The following is an 18,333-nucleotide window of genomic DNA, read 5'->3' on the forward strand; positions in this document are numbered from 1 at the left end:
AATACCACAATAAAAATGCGTTCATCGCCCGCCTCCGCGAGGCCCGATGGAAGCGCCGAATGGAGACTCCTGCGATGTTCATCAAGCGCTGTTCCCGCTCGATATTCCTGCAAGTCGTGATTGGCCTGGTGATAGGCGTGATCTGCGGGGTCGGCATTCCCGACCTGGCCGTGCAGATGAAGCCGCTGGGCGATGGCTTCATCAAGCTGATCAAGATGCTCATCGCACTGATCGTCTTCTGCGTGGTGGTCAACGGCATCTCCGGCGCCGGCGACCTGAAGAAGGTCGGCCGCATCGGCCTGAAGTCGGTGATCTACTTCGAAATCCTCACCACCATCGCCCTGGTCCTCGGCCTGGTGGTCGCCTACAGCCTGGGCCTGGGCAGCGGCGCCAACATCCATCTCAACGAACTGCCCGCCGGCGACGTCGCCCTGTATACCGGGCGCACCCAGGAGATCCACGGCCCCGTGGCATTCCTCATGGGCCTGATCCCGACCTCTGTGTTCAGCGCCTTCGCCGAGAACGACATCCTCCAGGTCCTGCTGTTCTCCGTGCTGTTCGGCAGCGCCCTGAACCTGGTCGGCGAGCAGGCCAGCGGCGTGGCCCGCCTGATCAACGAATTCAGCCACATCGTGTTCCGCATCATGGGCATGATCGTGCGCCTGGCACCGCTCGGCGTGTTCGGCGCGGTGGCCTTCACCACCGCCCGCTACGGCGTCGACTCGCTCAGCCACCTGGGCGCGCTGGTGCTGGTGTTCTACGCCACCTGCCTGGTCTTCGTCATGGCGGTGCTCGGTAGCGTCCTGCGTCTCTCCGGGGTGCGCATGCTGCCGTTCCTGCGCTACTTCCGCGAAGAGCTGCTGATCGTGATGGGCACCGCCTCCTCCGACGCGGTGCTGCCGCAGGTGATGCGCAAGCTCGAGCACATGGGCATCCGCAGCTCCACGGTAGGCCTGGTGATTCCCACCGGCTACTCGTTCAACCTCGACGGATTCTCGATCTACCTGACCCTGGCGGTGGTGTTCATCGCCCACGTCACCGGCACGCCGCTGGCGATGACCGACCTGGTCACCATCCTGCTGGTTTCGCTGGTCACCTCCAAGGGCGCCCACGGCATTCCCGGCTCGGCCCTGGTGATCCTCGCCGCCACCCTCACCGCGGTGCCGGCGATCCCGGTGGCCGGCCTGGTGCTGGTGCTTTCGGTGGACTGGTTCATGGGCATCGGCCGCGCGCTGACCAACCTGATCGGCAACTGCGTGGCCACCGTGACCATCGCCCGCTGGGAAAACGACATCGATATGCCGCGCGCGCAGGCCATACTCGACGGGCGCCTGGAGGCGCCGGCCAAGGCCGACGGCGAGCCGCTCAAGCGCAGCGCGGTGGCCGGGGAAGGCAAGCTGCATGGCTGACGCGCCGAGGCGCGTTGCACGTCCGATTGGCAAGTAAAGGGAGGCGACATGTTTTCTTCGTCCAAGCTGGTCAACGCGGTTGCCCAGCGCCTGCTCGACACCATCGAGCAGGGTCGCTGGGTCGCCGGCCAGATGTTGCCCGGCCAGCGCGAGCTGGCTGAACAGATGGAAATCAGCCGGCCGAGCCTGCGCGAGGCGATCATGGTCCTGGAGACCCTGGGCGTGGTCCGTTCGCTGCCGGGCAAGGGCGTGATGGTCCTCGAACGCAGCGAACCGCTGCGCGAGGTCGCGGCGCCCGGCGAGGCGACCATGGAAGACGTCCTGCAACTGCGCTATGCGCTGGAGCCGTTCATCGTCGGCATCGTCGCGCAGAGCGCCGGGGCGGCGGAGATCAGCGAACTGCGGCTGTTGCTGCTGGACCTGCGCGAAGCGGTCGAGGATGGCGACCCGCAGGCTCTGGTTGAGGCCTACACGGCCTTCCACCGGCGCCTGGTGAAGCTCACCTCGAACCCGATCTTCCTCAGCGTTTCCGAACAGATCGGCAGCGCCCTGGAACGCAGCGACAACCTGGTGCGCCGCCAGCCGGAATACGCCGAGGAGATCCTCCAGGAACACGACGCCATCCTCCGTGCGATCCGCCAGCACGACAGCGAGCGGGCGAGCCAGGCGATGCGCCAGCACATCCTCAACGAAGGCGCGCGCCTGAACATCGACCTGCGCTTGCCGCAGGTCTGATCGCCCGCGCCAGGGTTCCAACCCGGGACCGTCGCGGCGCCCGGACGGCTTTCGTCCGCCGCCTGCGAAGGCCCACAAGCACGACTCGACAGGTGTGAACATGGTCGGATTCGAAGCACGTACCCAGCAGGGCGCCGCGCTGCGCCCCACCAGCCATTTCGTCTACGAAAGCATCTACACGGCAATCCTGGAAAAGCGCCTGGCGCCGGCCGCCAAGCTGAGCAAGGAAACCCTCGGGCAGATCTTCCGGGTCAGCAACGGCACCATCCAGCGTGCCCTCACCCGTCTCGCCGAGGACGGCGCGGTGGTGATGCCGCCGAAGGAAGTCGCCAGCGTCGCCCGCCCGGACGAGCGCCAGGCGCGGCAGGTGCTGGACGCGCGCCTGCTGGTGGAAAGCGAAGTGGTGCGGCAACTGCCCGCGGGGCTGGATCCCGCCGCCCTTGCCGAGCTACGGGCGCTGGTCGACGAGGAGCAGGCTTGCCTCGCGGCCCGCGACAGCGCCGGGCTGATCCGTCTCGCCGGGCGCTTCCACCTGCGCCTGGCCGAACTGACCGAGAATCCCTTGCTGCAGGGTTTCGTCCGTGGCCTGGTGGCACGCGCCTCGCTGGACATCGCGCTGAACAAGGGGGCGGTCTATACCGCCGAGGCCTGCGCCGCGCAGCGCGCCCTGCTCGATGCCCTGGAGGACGGCGACAGCGCGGCGGCGGCTGCGCTGATGGACGCTTACCTGCGAGGCCTGTTCGCCCGCATGCGCTTCCTGCCTCCACCCACCACCGACCTGCGCGAGGCATTCGGCATGAAGGCCCCTCGCGGGGAAAAACGCCGGAGGGCCTGACCTCCCCGGCCGCCGCCTACCAGATCTGGCAGGCGGTGGTGGCTGGTGGCCAGCCTATAGTGAAGCGGGTCAGGGATGGCGCCGTGCTGGTCGAAGTAGCCAAGGGTCCGTTGTGAGCGCCCGGTCCTGTCCGTGACGTCCTACAGGAAGCTGTGAACGCATGGTTAACGGAGATCGACATGGCATACGCAGAATGGATCGCAGTGAAGGTCGTGGTATCCAAATCCATCGGCACGGTGGGCATCCGCAACGCCACCTTGCAATGGGGCAAGTTCTACCGCTACACCAACAAGGACGACGAGATTTCCACCGAGGAAGTCAGCAGCATGAACGTGCAGGCCGGCAGCCCGCAATGGATCGCCTCCTGCGGACGGGAGAACGCTTCGTCCGGCACCCAGGGCAGCTTCGACTGCTACGACGGCAACACCAAGATGGGCACCTTCAGCTGGGATGACCCGTGGAAATCCGGCGCCACCAACACCTGGAGCTTCACGCCGGCATCGGCGGACTATGCTGGCATCACCAGCGGCGGCAACGCTACGGGCACGGACATCGGCGAGGTCACCCTGACCCTCGGCCGCTTCTCCTGACGGTACCTGGAGCTGGCCGGCAGTCCGTCGGTCAGCTCCAGCGCTCATCCCCGTCCGTGGCGAACGCTCGCCGCAGCGCCTCGATGGCGACCTTCACCTTGGCCGGCTGGGCCTCGCGCCGTGGCGTCACCGCATAGATGCCGAGCCCGGGAATCCTCCACTCCGGCAATAGCTGTTGCAGGCGCCCGTCGTTCAGCGCGTCGCGCACCTCCGGCAGCGGCTGGTAGGACACGCCGAGTCCGTCGAGGGTGAACTGACGCACCGCGAGCATCCCGTTGGCGGCCACCCGTGGCTCCAGGCGCAGTTTGCAGACTTCCCCGCCCGGCCCGCTGAGCGTCAGGTGGTTGAGGTGGTTCGAGGTGTTCAGGGAAATCCAGTCGACCTCGGTCAACTGCTCCGGACGGTTGATGGGCGCCCGTTGGCGCAAATAGGCCGGCGCCGCGCAGAGCACGCTGCTCCAATCGCCGAGGTGGCGCGCCACCAGGCTGGAGTCGGCGAGATGGCCGACGCGTATCGCCAGGTCGATGCGCTCGGCGACCAGATCGATGCGCTCGTCCTGGAAGAACAGCTGCAGGCGCAACTGGCGGTGGTTCTCCAGCAACGGCTTCAGCGCCTGGGTGATCAGCGTGCCGGAGAACCCCACCGGCGCCGCCAGGCGCAACTCACCCACCGGCGCATCGCGCCATTCGCCAAGCCGCCGCTCGGCTTCCTCGGCGATCGCCAGCATCTGCGCGCAACTGCGATAGAACGCCTCGCCGGCCTCGGTCAGGGTCAGCCGGCGGGTGGTGCGATGCAGCAAAGTGACCTGGGCGCGGCTCTCCAGCTTGCGGATCTGCTGGCTGACTGCCGAAGGGGTCATGCCCAGGCTCTGGGCCGCGGCTGCCATCGAGCCCTTGTCCACCACAGTGGCGAAGATCGCCATGCCTTTCAGCGAATCCATGCCGGTTCCTCCTTGCGGGAGACTGCGCCTGGGGAAAAATCACCGGAAAAAGCGCGAGAAAGCATGCCCAGCGGGCGAGGTCGTCGAGTTACGGAAAAATACGGACGCGTATGGGAGCGAAGCATGAGTCAGCCAAAGAACTAATCAGGTCGCAGTGGTCGCAAGTTGGTCGCCCTCATTGGCCCGGTCGAAAAATGTCCATTTTTTGTAAGTTATGGATGTTTTGTCCGAAGTAAGCTACTCAGTACAAGTCAAGGGAAATATTCATTTTGAAACATCTTGTAACCGTGTGACCACTTTCAGGGGGTAATTTCGACCCTGTCGATGCGCAAAATCTGGATTTCCTTGCCTTTAACCCGAAACGGGGCGCTGAACGGCCAGCGCTCCAGGGTCAGGGTGCGTACGCCTGGCACCTCGCTGGGCCGCCCTGCCCCCTGGTTGGCTACCTGCTGCAGCGGTTTCACCTGCTCGACGATGTCCTGAACGGCTTTCAGAGCTTTTTCCGGGCCGATCAGCACGACGTAATGGTCGTAGATGGTGTCCAGGTCGGCGGCCGCCTTGCGGGTCCACTTCAGGCTCATTGCAGCCCCCAGCGCTTCTCGATCTCGATGTGTTCCAGCAGGCGACCGGCATTGGCATCGGCCAAGCCTTCATCGATGGCAGCGACCTGCCACTGCTGCCTTTCCAGGTACTGCGCGAGCGCCTGCCGCAGGTGGTAGGGGCGGTCGCGGTGGGTGGCGCGGGCCAGTTCGTCGAGGGCCGCGACCAGGGCGTCATCGGCGCGGAACGAGACTACGGTGCTCATTTTCTGATCAACTTCGTTTTCGATGTATACGGTGTTTACAGTGAAAACGAATGTATACGAAAGCTTTCGGGCGAGCAATCGCCCGGCTGTTTCGTCCGTCGAAAAAACCTTTATCGATCAGTGGGTTGAATGAGGAGCCCGCCCCGAGCGGGGCGGGCGGAAGGACGGCGTGGGATTACCAGGCCTGGTTGAAGTGGAAGCCCTGCCTGGGCGAGAAGCGGGTGTTGACGAGCTTGTAGCCTTCCTCGCCGCGTGGCTTGACCAGCGAGACCTGGCCGACCTGCGGTTGGGTGATCTGTTGCAGGGTGGTCAGGCTGGCCTGCTTGAGCACCTCGGGGTTCTTCGCCCAGTCCTTCACTTCGCGTGGCTTGACCTCGACGGTGACCAACCAGCCCTTTTCCACGGCCGGGCCGTAGTCGTCGGGCTTGGCGGGGTCCACCGAACGGACGCTGACGTCGAAGCCGCTGCTGTAGCAGAAGGCCTTCGACTCGGGCTTGTAGTCCTCGCGGCCGGCGGGCGTGAGGTCGTAGGAATCGCCGTCGCGGCGCAGCAGGCCGACGCCGACCAGCGCGTCGTAGACCGCGGCGTTGCCTTTCGCCGGGCCGGGGCCGGAGAAGCTGTCGGAGAGCGTCACCGGGAACGTCTTGAACAGGGTGGAGCTGGCGCAGGCGGGTTTGTCGAAGCCGCGCTCGGCGAGCAGGCGGGCGATCTCCTCGCTGGACGGAGCGGAGTCCGAGCAGGCGGCGAGGAACAGTGGGAGGGCGGCGACGAGGCCGCGCAGAACGCGTGTAGGCATGGGCATGTCCTTTGTCCATTGGCGCAGCCGGATCGGCTGCGCGGCGAATTCTAGCGGCTGTGGCACCATGGGCGCACATTCGACCCAAGGAGGAGAACCCATGCGCCTGCCTGCGAACCTCGGCCGCCTGCTGCCGGCCCTGTGCCTGGGCGTCCTGTTGAGCGCCTGCAGCACCTTCGGCCAGCGCGATCCGTTGCGTATCGACCTGGTCGGCCTGGAACCCCTGCCGGGGCAAGGCATGGAGATGCGCTTCATGGTCAAGCTGCGGGTACAGAACCCCAACGACGAGCCGATCGAATACAACGGCATCGCCCTCGACCTCGACGTCAACGGCCAGCCCCTGGCCAGCGGCGTCAGCGACCAGACCGGCGAGGTGCCGCGCTTCGGCGAGCGGGTGGTGAGCGTGCCGCTGACCGTCTCCGCCTTTTCCGCCTTCCGCCAGGCCTGGGGCCTGAGCAACAACGCTCCGACCCAGGGCATGCCCTACGTGGTGAAGGGCAAGCTCGCCGGAGGCCTGTTCGGCACCGTGCGCTTCAGCGAAAAGGGCACCCTCGACTTCTCCGGGCCGGCCGTCGGCGCGCCGAAGACCAAGGGGCTCTGAGGCGGTTCGGCAGGGGAGCGAGAAACCCTATATAATCTGCGGTTTTCGTCCCCCTGCTGAAGAGAGAATGCCGTGAGCACGCTGCCGCCCTGTCCCCAATGCAACTCCGAATACACCTACGAGGATGGTGCGCTGCTGGTCTGCCCGGAGTGCGCCCATGAATGGTCGCCGAACGAGGCCGCTACGGCGTCCGATGATGGCAAGGTGATCAAGGATTCGGTGGGCAACGTTCTCCAGGACGGCGATACCATCACCGTGATCAAGGACCTGAAAGTGAAAGGCTCCTCGCTGGTGGTGAAGGTCGGCACCAAGGTGAAGAACATCCGCCTGGTGGACGGCGACCACGACATCGATTGCAAGATCGACGGCATTGGCGCGATGAAGCTGAAATCGGAATTCGTCAGGAAGGTCTGAGACGACCTTGCCTGAAGAAGCCCGGCCATTGGCCGGGCTTTTCTTTGGAGGGCTGTCTGGGTTATTCCCCCGGTGGTGGACTCAGACCCGCGCCGTCTTCCCGGCGTAGTCCTCGCCGAGGCGCGGCTTGCGTCGCGCGTTGAGCAGCCCGAGGCAGACGGTGAAGATCGTCAGCAGAGCGGTGGCGAACACCTCGTGACGGTGCTCCGGCATGATCAGCATGATGCTCAGCGCGGCGACGATGAACAGGATCACCGCCCAGGTCAGCCAGGGATATAGCCACATGCGGAACTCGATGGGCTGGCCGCTGGCCTGCAATTGCTTGCGCATGCGCAACTGGGCCACGGCGATCACCAGGTACACCAGTAGCGCCACGGCGCCGGAGCTGGCGAGGAGGAAGGTGAAGACCTTCTCCGGTGCGAAGTAGTTGACGATGGTGGTGAGGAAGCCCACCGCGGTGCTGGCCAGCACCGCCGGGCGTGGTACGTGGGCGGTGTTGGTCAGCTTGAGCACGCTCGGGGCGTCGCCGCGCTTGGCCAGGGAGAAGACCATCCGCGACGAGGTGTAGATCGCCGAGTTCAGGCAACTGGCCACGGCGACCAGTACCACCAGGTCGACGATCAGCTTGGCGTGCGGGATGTCCAGCAGCTCCAGGGCGCGCTGGTAGGAGCCGACCTGGATCAGCAGCGGGTCGTTCCACGGCACGATGGAGATCACGATGAAGATCGACACCAGGTAGAACAGGCCGATCCGCCAGATCACCGAGTTGGTGGCGCGGGTGATCTGCTTCGCCGGGTCCTTGGACTCGGCGGCGGCGATGGTGACGATCTCGGTGCCCATGAAGCTGAACATGGTCGTCAGCAGGGCGCCGAGCACCGCGCCGTAGCCGTTCGGCACGAAGCCGCCGTGGCTCGCCATCAGGCTGGACAGGCCGCTGACCTCACGCTCCGGCAGGCCGCCGACGATGGCCACCGCGCCGAGCACGATGAAGGCGATGATGGCGATCACCTTGAGCAGCGCGAACCAGAACTCGAACTCGCCGTAGCGGGCCACGCTGAAGAGGTTGGTGACGGTGAGCAGGAAGGTCACCGCGAGGGCGAAGATCCAGGTGTCGATGGCCGGGAACCAGGCGTTGAGGATGGCCGCGGCGGCGATCGCTTCGAGTGGGATCACCAGCACCCAGAACCACCAGTAGAGCCAGCCGATGGTGAAACCGGCCCAGCGGCCGATGGAGCGGTCGGCGTAGGTGGAGAAGGAACCGGTATCGGGGGAGGCGACCGCCATTTCGCCGAGCATGCGCATGACCAGCACCACCAGGGTGCCGGCGATCAGGTAGGCGAGCAGGGCGGCCGGGCCGGCGGCGGCGATGGCATGGCCGGAGCCGACGAACAGGCCGGCGCCGATCACCCCGGCGATCGACAGCATGGTGACGTGGCGTTGTTTCAGGCCGGGCGCGAGCGAGGCGTTGCGCTTGTTCGGCAGTTGTGAAGCCAGTACGACTTTGGACATCGTTGAGACCCTTTAATTGTTCTTGGGCAAGGTCTGGGCCGCCTTGTGGGCGACGCCATGGGTGCGGCCGTGGGTGAGGTTTCACGGCGGTGGAACGTTGCGGACTCCTGATTGCGGAAAAAGAAAAAAGGCATGGTCGTTACCGACCATGCCTGTCGTCGTCAGCCTTCAGAGGCTGGGGAAGGCGAATTGCGAGGCCTCGTGGCTGGCCCGCTGCGGCCAGCGCTGGGTGATGGCCTTGCGCCGGGTGTAGAAGCGCACGCCGTCCGGGCCGTAGGCGTGGAGGTCGCCGAACAGCGAGCGCTTCCAGCCGCCGAAGCTGTGGTAGGCCACCGGCACCGGCAGCGGGACGTTGACGCCGACCATGCCGACCTCGATCTCGTCGCAGAACAGGCGTGCGGCCTCGCCGTCGCGGGTGAAGATGCAGGTGCCGTTGCCGTATTCGTGGTCGTTGATCAACTGCATGGCCTCTTCCAGGCTGTTGACGCGAACCACGCACAGCACCGGGCCGAAGATCTCTTCCTTGTAGATGGTCATTTCCGGGGTCACCCGGTCGAACAGGCTGCCGCCGAGGAAGAAGCCGTTCTCGTGGCCGGCGACCTGGTAGCCGCGGCCGTCCACCACCAGCTCCGCGCCCTGGGCCACGCCGCTGTCGATGTAGCCGGTGACCTTGGCCTGCGCGGCGGCAGTGACCAGCGGGCCCATGTCGAGGCCGCAGGAAGTGCCGGCGCCGATCTTCAGCGCCTTGATCTGCGGAACCAGCTTGGCGATCAGCGCGTCGGCCACCTGGTCGCCGACGCATACCGCCACCGAGATCGCCATGCAGCGCTCGCCGCAGGAGCCGTAGGCGGCACCCATCAACGCGCTGACGGCGTTGTCGAGGTCGGCGTCGGGCATCAGCACCGCATGGTTCTTCGCGCCGCCCAGGGCCTGCACGCGCTTGCCGCGCTTGGTGCCCTCGGCATAGATGTATTCGGCGATGGGGGTCGAGCCGACGAAGCTGATGGCCTTCACTTCCGGCGCCTGGAGTAGGCCGTCCACGGCTTCCTTGTCGCCGTGCACCACGTTCAGCACGCCCTTCGGCAGGCCGGCTTCGTGGAACAGCTCGGCGATCAGCAGGGTGGAGCTGGGGTCGCGCTCGGAGGGCTTGAGGATGAAGGTGTTGCCGCAGGCGATGGCCAGCGGGTACATCCACAGCGGCACCATCGCCGGGAAGTTGAACGGGGTGATCCCGGCGACCACGCCGATCGGCTGGAAGTCGCTCCAGGCGTCGATGTTCGGGCCGACGTTGCGGCTGTACTCGCCCTTGAGGATTTCCGGGGCGGCGCAGGCGTACTCGACGTTCTCGATGCCGCGCTTGAGTTCGCCGGCGGCGTCTTCCAGGGTCTTGCCGTGCTCTTCGCTGATCAGCTTGGAAATCCGCGCCTCGTTCTGCTCCAGCAGTTGCTTGAAGCGGTACAGCACCTGTGCACGCTTGGCCGGCGGGGTGTTGCGCCAGGCCGGGAAAGCGGCCTTGGCGGCATCGATGGCTTTCTGCAGGGTCTTGCCGTCGGCCAGCGGGACCTTGTGGATGGCTTCGCCGGTGGAGGGGTTGAAGACGTCGGCGCTGCGGCCGTTGTCGGCGACCATTTCGCCGTTGATCAGGTGGTGGAGGGTGCCCATCTTGTCTTGTTCTCTCTTCGCTAGGGGTGACGAAAGGGCCGTGGCCCTTTCCCTTTACCCGCTCCCTGGGGAGCGGGTGCGGATTACTTGATCTCGGTCTCGACGAAGACCACTTCGTGTGCGCTGGCGTTGATCACGTTGTGCTCGACGCCGGCCTTGCGGAAGTAGGCCTGTCCGGCGACCAGCGGCGCGTGGCGGTCGCCCTCGGGGGTTTCCAGCAGCAGCGTGCCGTCGGTCAGCGGTACCACCACATAGTCGTGGCCGTGGCGGTGGCGCCCGGTTTCCGCGCCGGGGGCGAAGCGCCATTCGGTCACGATCACCTCGGCGTTGTCCACCTGCACGGTGGGTACGGCTTGCGGGCGGCCGCTCATCAGGCGATGCCGTTGAGCGCTTCGCCGACCGCGTCGAACAGGCGGTCCAGCTCTTCCGGCCTGGCGTTGAAGGTCGGGCCGAATTGCAGGGTATCGCCGCCGAAGCGCACGTAGAAACCCTGTTGCCAGAGCTTCATGCCGGCCTCGAACGGACGTACGGTCGGATCGCCGTCGCGCGGGGCGATCTGGATCGCGCCGGCCAGGCCGCAGTTGCGGATGTCGATGACGTTCTTCGCGCCTTGCAGGCCGTGCAGGCCCTTCTCGAAGTGCGGCGCCAGCTCGGCGGACTGCTGCACCAGGTTGTCCCTGGCCAGGATGTCCAGCGCGGCGAGGCCGGCGGCGCAGGCGACCGGGTGCGCGGAGTAGGTGTAGCCGTGGCTGAACTCCACCGCGTGCTCGGGCAGCGCCTGGTTCATGAAGGTGTCGTAGATCTCGCTGCTGGCGATCACCGCGCCCATCGGCACGGCGCCGTTGGTGACCTGCTTGGCGACGTTCATCAGGTCCGGGGTGACGCCGAAGTACTCGGCGCCGCTGTAGGTGCCCAGGCGGCCGAAGGCGGTGATCACCTCGTCGAAGATCAGCAGGATGTTGTGCTGGTCGCAGATCTCGCGCAGGCGCTGCAGGTAGCCGACCGGCGGTACCAGTACGCCGGCGGAGCCGGACATCGGCTCGACGATCACCGCGGCGATGTTCGAGGCGTCGTGCAGTTCGATCAGCTTGAGCAGCTCGTTGGCCAGCTCGACGCCGCCGGTCTGGGCCATCCCGCGGGTGAACGCCATGCCCGGTTGAAGGGTGTGCGGCAGATGGTCGACGTCCATCAGCTGGCCGAACATCTTGCGGTTGCCACCGATCCCGCCGAGGCTGGTGCCGGCGACGTTGACCCCGTGGTAGCCGCGGGCGCGGCCGATCAGCTTGGTCTTCTGCGGCTGGCCTTTCAGGCGCCAGTAGGCGCGGGCCATCTTGATCGAGGTGTCGGCGCACTCGGAGCCGGAACCGGTGAAGAACACGTGGTTCAGTTCGCCTGGCAGCAACCCGGCGATCTTCTCGGCCAACTGGAAGGACAGCGGATGGCCGTACTGGAAGCCCGGCGAGTAGTCGAGGGTGCCGAGCTGGCGAGCCACCGCCTCCTGGATTTCCTTGCGCGAGTGGCCGGCGCCGCAGGTCCACAGGCCGGACAGGCTGTCGTAGACCTTGCGGCCCTTGTCGTCGGTCAGCCAGCTGCCTTCGGCGGCGACGATGATCCGCGGGTCCTTCTGGAAGTTGCGGTTGGCGGAGAAGGGCATCCAGTGGGCGCGCAGGTTGAGTTCGCTGGAAACCGGCGGGGCCACGTTGAGCGGCTGGTTCATCGTTCGATCCTCGGGCTTTCTTGTTGGAAGGTTCCGCGCACGCGGCGGCGGAGCGTTGGATCAAGCTTGGCCCTGACGAAAGGTTAGATAAAGCTTATTCTTCTCACGTTTAGTTTCGACTGGGTAAAACAATAATGGCCAAATCCCGCAACCCGTCGCTCGGCCAGGTCAGCGATTTCGATATCCGCCTGCTGCGCATCTTCAAGACCATCGTCGAGTGCGGCAGTTTCTCCGCCGCGGAGAGCACTCTCGGCCTCAGCCGCTCGGCGATCAGCCTGCACATGGGCGACCTGGAGAAGCGCCTGGGCATGCGCCTGTGCCAGCGCGGCCGCGCCGGCTTCGCCCTGACCGACGAGGGCCGCGAGGTCTATCGCGCGACCCAGACCCTGCTGGCGGCGCTGGAGGGGTTCCGCGCCGAGGTCAACGACCTGCACCAGCACCTGCGCGGCGAACTCAACATCGGCATCATCAACAACCTGGTGACCCTACCTCAGATGCGCATCACCCACGCCCTCAGCGCGCTCAAGGGGCAGGGACCGCAGGTGCGGATCAACATCGGCATGACCACCCCCAACGAGATCGAACTGGGCGTGCTCGACGGCCACCTGCATGTCGGCGTGGTGCCGTTGATCAGTCCGCTGTCGGGGCTCGAGTACCTGCCGCTGTATGACGAGCACGCGCAGCTCTATTGCAGCCGCGGCCACGCACTGTTCGAGCGCGCCGACGGCGATATCGCGGTGGACGAGGTGCTCGCCGCGGACGCCGTGGCGCCCAGCTACCGCCTGCCCGCCGAAGCCCAGGCGCGCCACCAGGAGCTGAACAACAGCGCCAGCGCCTCGGATCGCGAGGGCATGGCGTTCCTGATCCTGACCGGCAACTTCATCGGCTACCTGCCGTCGCACTACGCCGCCGACTGGGTCGCCGCCGGGATGCTGCGGCCCCTGCTGCCGGAGCGTTTCCACTATGCCATCGCGCTGACCATCGTGACCCGCAAGGGACGCCGGCCGAACCTGGTGCTGGAGCGCTTCCTGGAGGCGGTGGCGGTGTCGTGAGGCTGCGGATGGAGTGACGCGAGCTTCGGCCGTCCGCCGAACGGTGCCTTTTCTCTAACAGCGCGAGGAGGTGGCATGCAGCGGCGGGCCGAGCCAACGCGGGAAAGAGGCTCTTACCCCTTCGCATGGCGCCGCTCCCCCATCACCCAGGTCTCCGCCACCGCGCGGTCGTCGCCCAGGGTGTTCAGCACGAACAGGGTATCGGCCAGGCCGCGCGCATGCTCCATGCGCTGGGCGATCATCGGCGTGGCGGCCAGGTCGAGAGCGACGAAGTCGGCCTCGCGGCCGGGCAGGAAGTTACCGACCAGGCCGTCCAGGTCGAGCGCCCTGGCGCCGCCGAGGGTGGCCAGGTAGAGCGCCTGGAACGGATCGAGGCTGGTGCCGCGCAATTGCTGGATCTTGTAGGCGTCGGCGAGGTTGGCCAGCAGCGACAGGCTGGTGCCGCCGCCGACGTCGCTACCGATGCCGACGCGGATGCCGTATTGCTGGGCGCGGCCAAGGTCGAACAGGCCGGAGCCGATGAACAGGTTGGAACTGGGACAGTGCGCCAGCGCCGCGTTCTTGTGCGCCAGGCAGCGGCATTCGCGTTCGGAGAGATGGATGCCATGGGCGAACACGCTGCGTTCGCCGACCAGGCCGGCGCGATGATAGACGTCCAGGTAGTCCTGCGCCTGGGGAAACAGCTCGCCGACCCAGGCGACTTCCTTGAGGTTCTCCGAAAGATGGGTGTGCAGGTAGACGCCGGGATACTCGTCCAGCAGGCGCGCCGCCGCGGCCAGTTGCTCGGGCGAGGAGGTCGGCGCGAAGCGCGGGGTGACCGCGTATTGCAGGCGCCCGTTGCCGTGCCAGCGCTCGATCAGCGCGCGGCTCTCGGCGTAGCCACTGGCCGCGGTATCGCACAGCGCCGGCGGCGCGTTGCGGTCCATCAGCACCTTGCCGGCGATCATCCGCAGGCGGCGCTTCTGCGCGGCCTGGAAGAATGCCTCGGCGGATACCGCATGGACCGTGCCGAACACCAGCGCGGTAGTGGTGCCGTGGCGCAGCAGTTCGTCGAGGAACAGCTCGGCCTGGGCGGCGGCGTAGCCGGCATCGGCAAAGCGCTGCTCGGCGGGAAAGGTGTGGGTTTCCAGCCAGTCCAGCAGTTGGGTGCCGTAGGAGGCGATCACTCCGAGTTGCGGGTAATGCACATGGCAATCGACGAAGCCGGGCAGCAGCAGGCGCTGCGGATGCTCCTCCAGCAGCAGGTCGGCGGGCAGTTGCGGCAGCAGGTAGGTTGCGTGATCGAGCGCGCGCACGTGGCCGTGTTCGATCCACAGCAGGCCGTCCTCGAAATACTCCCAGGCCTTGTCGCCGAGTTTCGCCGGGTCGCCGAGGAAATGCAGGATCCGCCCGCGATGGGCCGAACTGCTCATCGCGCTCCCGCCGTGGTCGGAGTGCAGGATAAGTGGGGGGACGAAGTTGCCAGCAGGTACTGCATCGTTCATCTCCTCTGCTGCCGGAATGGCGCTTTCGCCTCTTTAGTCCGGGAAATCGACGGAAATATCCCGTCTTTGGCGCGTGATCTCGCTTCCGCCATTATGCACTGTGCGCATGCTGTGGATAAGTCTGTGTGTAGCGCGTGTGCGGAAAGATTGCACGAGCCATTGCGGGATGTGCCCATCTGGCTTCCGGCAGGCGATCCGCGGAAAGCGTTCCGGCACCTTGAATCCGCCTTGCGAAATGCCCGGTCGGCAACTGGCGCTTCTGTGGGTTTGTCTGTGGAAAAGCTGTTCGCATTCCCCGTTGAAAAAATGCCTTCGGCGGTCGCGGGAAAGGCATTGGACGGAGCCGCAGGATTTCTCCCGGTTGGCGAAAGAGCCAGGGAAAAGGTGCTGTGGAATGCGCCACGACGGTGCATCGCGAAACTGTGGACAGCGGATCCACCCATGGCGCCGCCGAGCATGCTTCCGTCGATCGCCGCGGACTTTCCTGGAAAGCCGGAAAACCCAGTATTCATGGGCATCATGGCGTCTAAAGGGGAAGTCCTGGAGACATTTTCACGGGCATTCCCGTTCCGCGGGTTTCCTGTGGAAAAGCTGTTGGCAAACTGTGCCGGAAGCGGGCCGCCGGGGCTGCCCCAGGGATTCGGCCGACCCGTGGCTTGGCCGGGAGAGATCGTCCTGCCGTGCTCCTCCGAACGGCTGTCGATATCTTGTGGATAAAGCTGTTGGCAAAGTGTTGGAAAAAATGCCTTGCCAGGTCGCGCCCATGGCCTGCCGGGTTGGCTGTTTTCTGTCCACCGCCGATGTTGCGAAAATCGCCGGGACGATCGGCGCGGGAGGCTTCCCAAGGTCCCGGATGGGCTCCCGACACGCTGTGGATAACTCTGTGAGCAAGGTGGTGATGACTGTTTTGCGACAAATGCTCACGCGGGTGCGCCGCAGGGTTGCCCGCAAATGTGCCGCGGCGTCCCAGGCGTGCCCCGGCTTGGTGCCGCTCGGCGCGGGAGCCTGGTCCGTGGCTCCCGGTGCAAGCCGCGTTCCAGGGCTTTCCTGACCTCCTGGCCAGGTATTTGCACCGGCCGCCGCATCGTCGAGCAACCGATCGGGTCCGCCATGTCCGCACCTTCCTCCTTCGCGCCGCCGCGCCTCGAACTGCGCGGGATCAGCAAGCGTTATCCGGGTTGCCTGGCCAACGACCGCATCGACCTGTGCATCGACGCCGGCGAGATCCACGCCCTGCTCGGTGAGAACGGCGCCGGCAAGAGCACGCTGATGAAGATCATCTACGGCGTGACCCGTCCCGATGCCGGCGAGGTCCGCTGGCAGGGCGAGCCGGTGCAGGTACGCGACCCGGCTCGCGCCCGGGCGCTGGGGATCGGCATGGTGTTCCAGCATTTCTCCCTGTTCGAGACGCTCAGCGTGGCGGAGAACATCGCGCTCGCCCTCGGCGCCGAGGCGGGCAGCCCGCGCCGGTTGGAGGCGCGTATTCGCGAGGTGTCGCAGCGCTACGGCATGCCGCTGGAGCCTCGCCGGCTGGTCCATGGGCTGTCCATCGGCGAGCGCCAGCGGGTGGAGATCGTGCGCTGCCTGATGCAGGACATCCGCCTGCTGATCCTCGACGAGCCGACCTCGGTGCTGACCCCGCGCGAGGCCGAGGATCTCTTCGTCACCCTGCGCCGTCTTGCGGAGGAGGGTTGCAGTGTCCTCTTCATCAGCCACAAGCTGGCCGAGGTCCGTGCGCTCTGCCAGCGCGCCACGGTGCTGCGCGGCGGACGGGTGGCCGGACAGTGCGTGCCGGCGCAATGTTCCGATCTCGAGCTGGCGCGGCTGATGGTGGGCGACGCCGAGGGCCTGGCGGCGGAGTATCCGAAGGCTACCGGCGGCGCGCCTTTCCTCCAGGTGCGCGACCTGCACTGGCGCAACCCGGACCCCTTCGGCGTGTCCTTCACCGGCCTCGATCTGGAGGTGCGCAGCGGCGAGATCCTCGGTATCGCCGGGGTCGCCGGCAACGGCCAGGACGAGTTGCTCGCTCTGCTCAGCGGCGAAGTGCGCCTGCCGCGCGCCCAGGCCGAGCGCATCCGCCTCGGCGGCTGCGCCGGCGCGCACCTGGCGCCGGATGCGCGGCGCCGCGCCGGCCAGGCCTTCGTGCCCGCCGAGCGGCTGGGGCACGGCGCGGTGCCGGAGATGAGCCTGGCGGACAATGCGCTGCTCACCGCCTTCCAGCAGGGCCTGGTGAAGCGCGGGTTGGTCCGGCGGCGCAAGGTGCTGGCGCTGGCCGAGGAGATCATCCGCCGTTTCGCCGTGAAGGCCCCGGGTGCCGGGGCGCCGGCCCGCAGCCTTTCCGGCGGCAACCTGCAGAAGTTCATCCTCGGCCGCGAGATCCTCCAGGCCCCGCGCCTGCTGGTGGCGGCGCATCCCACCTGGGGCGTGGACGTCGGCGCGGCGGCGCTGATCCACCGCGCGCTGATCGCCTTGCGCGATGCCGGTACGGCGATCCTGGTGGTCTCCGAGGACCTCGACGAGCTGTTCCTGCTCAGCGACCGCATCGCCGCGCTGTGTTCGGGTCGGCTGTGCCCGGCGGTCGCCACCGCGAGCGCTTCGCCGCAGCAGGTCGGCGGCTGGATGGCCGGTCAATTCGAGGCGCCGGCGGCAGTCGCCGGCGCCGTTGCCCAAGGGAGCCTGTGATGCTGTTGTCCCTGGAACCGCGCGGCCGACAGTCACGCTGGATGCTGCTGGCCTCTCCGCTGCTGGCGGGGCTGCTGACCCTGGTCTGCGGTGCGCTGCTGTTCGCCTGTCTCGGCCACGATCCGTGGCAGACCCTGCATACCGTGCTGGTACAGCCGCTCAGCGACCTCTATGGGCTCGGCGAGCTGCTGGTCAAGGCCATGCCGATCCTGCTCTGTGCCCTCGGCCTGGCACTGGCCTACCAGGCGCGCGTGTGGAACATCGGCGCGGAGGGCCAGTTGCTGGTCGGCGCCCTGGCCGGCAGCGCGGTGGCGATCCAGTTGCTCGACTGGCAGAGCCGCTGGGCGCTGGCCTGGGTGCTGCTCGCCGGCACCGCTGCCGGGGCGCTCTGGGCCGGGTTCGCCGCCTGGCTGCGAACGCGCTTCAACGCCAACGAGATCCTGACCACCATCATGCTCAACTACATCGCGCTGAACCTGCTGCTGTACGGCGTGCACGGGCCGTTGAAGGACCCGGATGGCTTCAACTTCCCGCAGTCGGCGCTGTTCGGCGAGGCCAGCCGCCTGCCGGCGCTGTTCGAGGACAGCCGGGTGCACCTTGGCGCATTGTTCGGCCTGCTGGCGCTGGTGGCGGTCTGGGTGCTGGCGCAGCGCAGCTTCCTCGGTTTCCAGGTCCGCGTGCTCGGCCTCGACCGCCGCGCCGCCGGTTTCGTCGGTTTCCGCGAGAAGCGCCTGGTCTGGTTCGTGCTGCTGTTCTCCGGCGCGCTGGCAGGCCTGGCCGGCGTCTGCGAGGTCGCCGGGCCGATCGGCCAACTGGTGCCGCAGGTCTCGCCGGGCTACGGCTATGCGGCGATCACCGTGGCCTTCCTTGGCCGTCTCAATCCGTTCGGCATCCTCTGCGCCAGCCTGCTGATGGCGTTGCTCTACCTCGGCGGCGAGGCCGCGCAGATGAGCCTCAACCTGCCATTGGCGCTGTCCGGGCTGTTCCAGGGGATGATGCTGTTCTTCCTCCTCGCCTGCGACGTGCTGATCCTCTACCGCCCACGTTTGCACGGACGCTGGCGCAAGCGCCCGGCGCTGCGCGACGCCCTGGCCTGAGCCGA

18 protein-coding genes are annotated in these 18,333 nt (G+C 66.7%); 9 read left to right on the forward strand and 9 right to left on the reverse strand.

All coding sequences use genetic code 11. The annotated features are described in order from the left end of the window. Positions 1 to 59 precede the first annotated feature (59 nt). The 4 genes from JHD77_RS26245 (at position 60) to JHD77_RS26260 (ending at position 3,569) form a co-directional block, all read left to right on the forward strand. On the forward strand, positions 60 to 1,409 hold the full coding sequence (locus JHD77_RS26245) for a C4-dicarboxylate transporter DctA (RefSeq protein WP_003119513.1): 1,350 nt from the start codon (positions 60 to 62) through the stop codon (positions 1,407 to 1,409). A gap of 48 nt (positions 1,410 to 1,457) precedes the next feature. After that, entirely contained in the window at positions 1,458 to 2,144 is a 687-nt protein-coding gene (locus tag JHD77_RS26250; protein WP_003083762.1) for a FadR/GntR family transcriptional regulator, read from the forward strand. 100 nt (positions 2,145 to 2,244) lie between these two features. Beyond that, positions 2,245 to 2,979: a GntR family transcriptional regulator gene (locus JHD77_RS26255; RefSeq protein WP_003117208.1), complete on the forward strand. Its 735-nt coding sequence runs from the start codon at positions 2,245 to 2,247 to the stop codon at positions 2,977 to 2,979. Positions 2,980 to 3,158: 179 nt separating this feature from the next. Further along, a complete protein-coding gene (locus JHD77_RS26260) occupies positions 3,159 to 3,569 on the forward strand; it encodes an aegerolysin family protein (protein ID WP_003101225.1) in 411 nt (136 codons plus the stop codon). A gap of 31 nt (positions 3,570 to 3,600) precedes the next feature. Here the strand turns inward: JHD77_RS26260 and JHD77_RS26265 are convergent, their stop codons facing one another. From JHD77_RS26265 to JHD77_RS26280, 4 genes are all read right to left on the reverse strand, one after another. Then, entirely contained in the window at positions 3,601 to 4,509 is a 909-nt protein-coding gene (locus JHD77_RS26265) for a LysR family transcriptional regulator (protein ID WP_016561475.1), read from the reverse strand. Positions 4,510 to 4,808: 299 nt separating this feature from the next. After that, entirely contained in the window at positions 4,809 to 5,090 is a 282-nt protein-coding gene (gene parE, locus JHD77_RS26270; RefSeq protein ID WP_003121619.1) for a type II toxin-antitoxin system toxin ParE, read from the reverse strand. Continuing rightward, on the reverse strand, positions 5,087 to 5,314 hold the full coding sequence (locus JHD77_RS26275; protein ID WP_003112628.1) for a CopG family ribbon-helix-helix protein: 228 nt from the start codon (positions 5,312 to 5,314) through the stop codon (positions 5,087 to 5,089). The genes parE and JHD77_RS26275 overlap by 4 nt, the downstream gene beginning before the upstream one ends. A 175-nt stretch (positions 5,315 to 5,489) precedes the next feature. Then, positions 5,490 to 6,110: a hypothetical protein gene (locus JHD77_RS26280; RefSeq protein WP_003101226.1), complete on the reverse strand. Its 621-nt coding sequence runs from the start codon at positions 6,108 to 6,110 to the stop codon at positions 5,490 to 5,492. Positions 6,111 to 6,210: 100 nt separating this feature from the next. Here JHD77_RS26280 and JHD77_RS26285 point away from each other — a divergent pair, with 100 nt between their 5' ends. Both JHD77_RS26285 and JHD77_RS26290 read left to right on the forward strand, forming a co-directional pair. Next, positions 6,211 to 6,711, forward strand: coding sequence for an LEA type 2 family protein (locus JHD77_RS26285; RefSeq protein ID WP_003112629.1), 501 nt, complete (start codon positions 6,211 to 6,213; stop codon positions 6,709 to 6,711). Between the two features lie 72 nt (positions 6,712 to 6,783). Then, positions 6,784 to 7,125: a zinc ribbon domain-containing protein YjdM gene (locus JHD77_RS26290; RefSeq protein WP_003101229.1), complete on the forward strand. Its 342-nt coding sequence runs from the start codon at positions 6,784 to 6,786 to the stop codon at positions 7,123 to 7,125. 81 nt (positions 7,126 to 7,206) lie between these two features. Here JHD77_RS26290 and gabP read toward each other — a convergent pair whose 3' ends face one another. The 4 genes from gabP to bauA form a co-directional block, all read right to left on the reverse strand. Further along, a complete protein-coding gene (gabP, locus tag JHD77_RS26295; RefSeq protein ID WP_003083784.1) occupies positions 7,207 to 8,634 on the reverse strand; it encodes a GABA permease in 1,428 nt (475 codons plus the stop codon). 168 nt (positions 8,635 to 8,802) lie between these two features. After that, positions 8,803 to 10,296, reverse strand: coding sequence for a CoA-acylating methylmalonate-semialdehyde dehydrogenase (locus JHD77_RS26300; protein WP_003083788.1), 1,494 nt, complete (start codon positions 10,294 to 10,296; stop codon positions 8,803 to 8,805). An 83-nt stretch (positions 10,297 to 10,379) separates the two neighbouring features. After that, complete coding sequence (gene bauB, locus JHD77_RS26305; protein ID WP_003083790.1) at positions 10,380 to 10,667, reverse strand: beta-alanine degradation protein BauB; 288 nt, start codon at positions 10,665 to 10,667, stop codon at positions 10,380 to 10,382. Continuing rightward, positions 10,667 to 12,013 carry a beta-alanine--pyruvate aminotransferase gene (gene bauA / locus JHD77_RS26310; RefSeq protein WP_003083801.1) on the reverse strand — a complete coding sequence of 449 codons (1,347 nt, stop codon included), beginning with the start codon at positions 12,011 to 12,013 and terminating at the stop codon, positions 10,667 to 10,669. Before bauA ends, bauB begins: the two co-directional genes overlap by 1 nt. A gap of 134 nt (positions 12,014 to 12,147) precedes the next feature. Between bauA and bauR the strand changes: the two genes are divergently transcribed. Beyond that, positions 12,148 to 13,065, forward strand: coding sequence for an HTH-type transcriptional activator BauR (bauR, locus tag JHD77_RS26315; RefSeq protein WP_003083805.1), 918 nt, complete (start codon positions 12,148 to 12,150; stop codon positions 13,063 to 13,065). A gap of 113 nt (positions 13,066 to 13,178) precedes the next feature. Here bauR and guaD read toward each other — a convergent pair whose 3' ends face one another. After that, complete coding sequence (gene guaD, locus JHD77_RS26320) at positions 13,179 to 14,549, reverse strand: guanine deaminase (protein ID WP_073656781.1); 1,371 nt, start codon at positions 14,547 to 14,549, stop codon at positions 13,179 to 13,181. Between the two features lie 1,110 nt (positions 14,550 to 15,659). On the opposite strand from guaD, the gene JHD77_RS26325 reads away from it, so the two are divergent. Then, complete coding sequence (locus JHD77_RS26325; protein ID WP_023083547.1) at positions 15,660 to 17,231, forward strand: ABC transporter ATP-binding protein; 1,572 nt, start codon at positions 15,660 to 15,662, stop codon at positions 17,229 to 17,231. After that, entirely contained in the window at positions 17,231 to 18,328 is a 1,098-nt protein-coding gene (locus JHD77_RS26330; RefSeq protein ID WP_023083546.1) for an ABC transporter permease, read from the forward strand. Before JHD77_RS26325 ends, JHD77_RS26330 begins: the two co-directional genes overlap by 1 nt. The last annotated feature ends 5 nt before the right edge of the window (positions 18,329 to 18,333 follow it).

It is taken from the genome of Pseudomonas sp. P20 (assembly GCF_016463925.1).
GTDB lineage: Bacteria > Pseudomonadota > Gammaproteobacteria > Pseudomonadales > Pseudomonadaceae > Pseudomonas > Pseudomonas aeruginosa.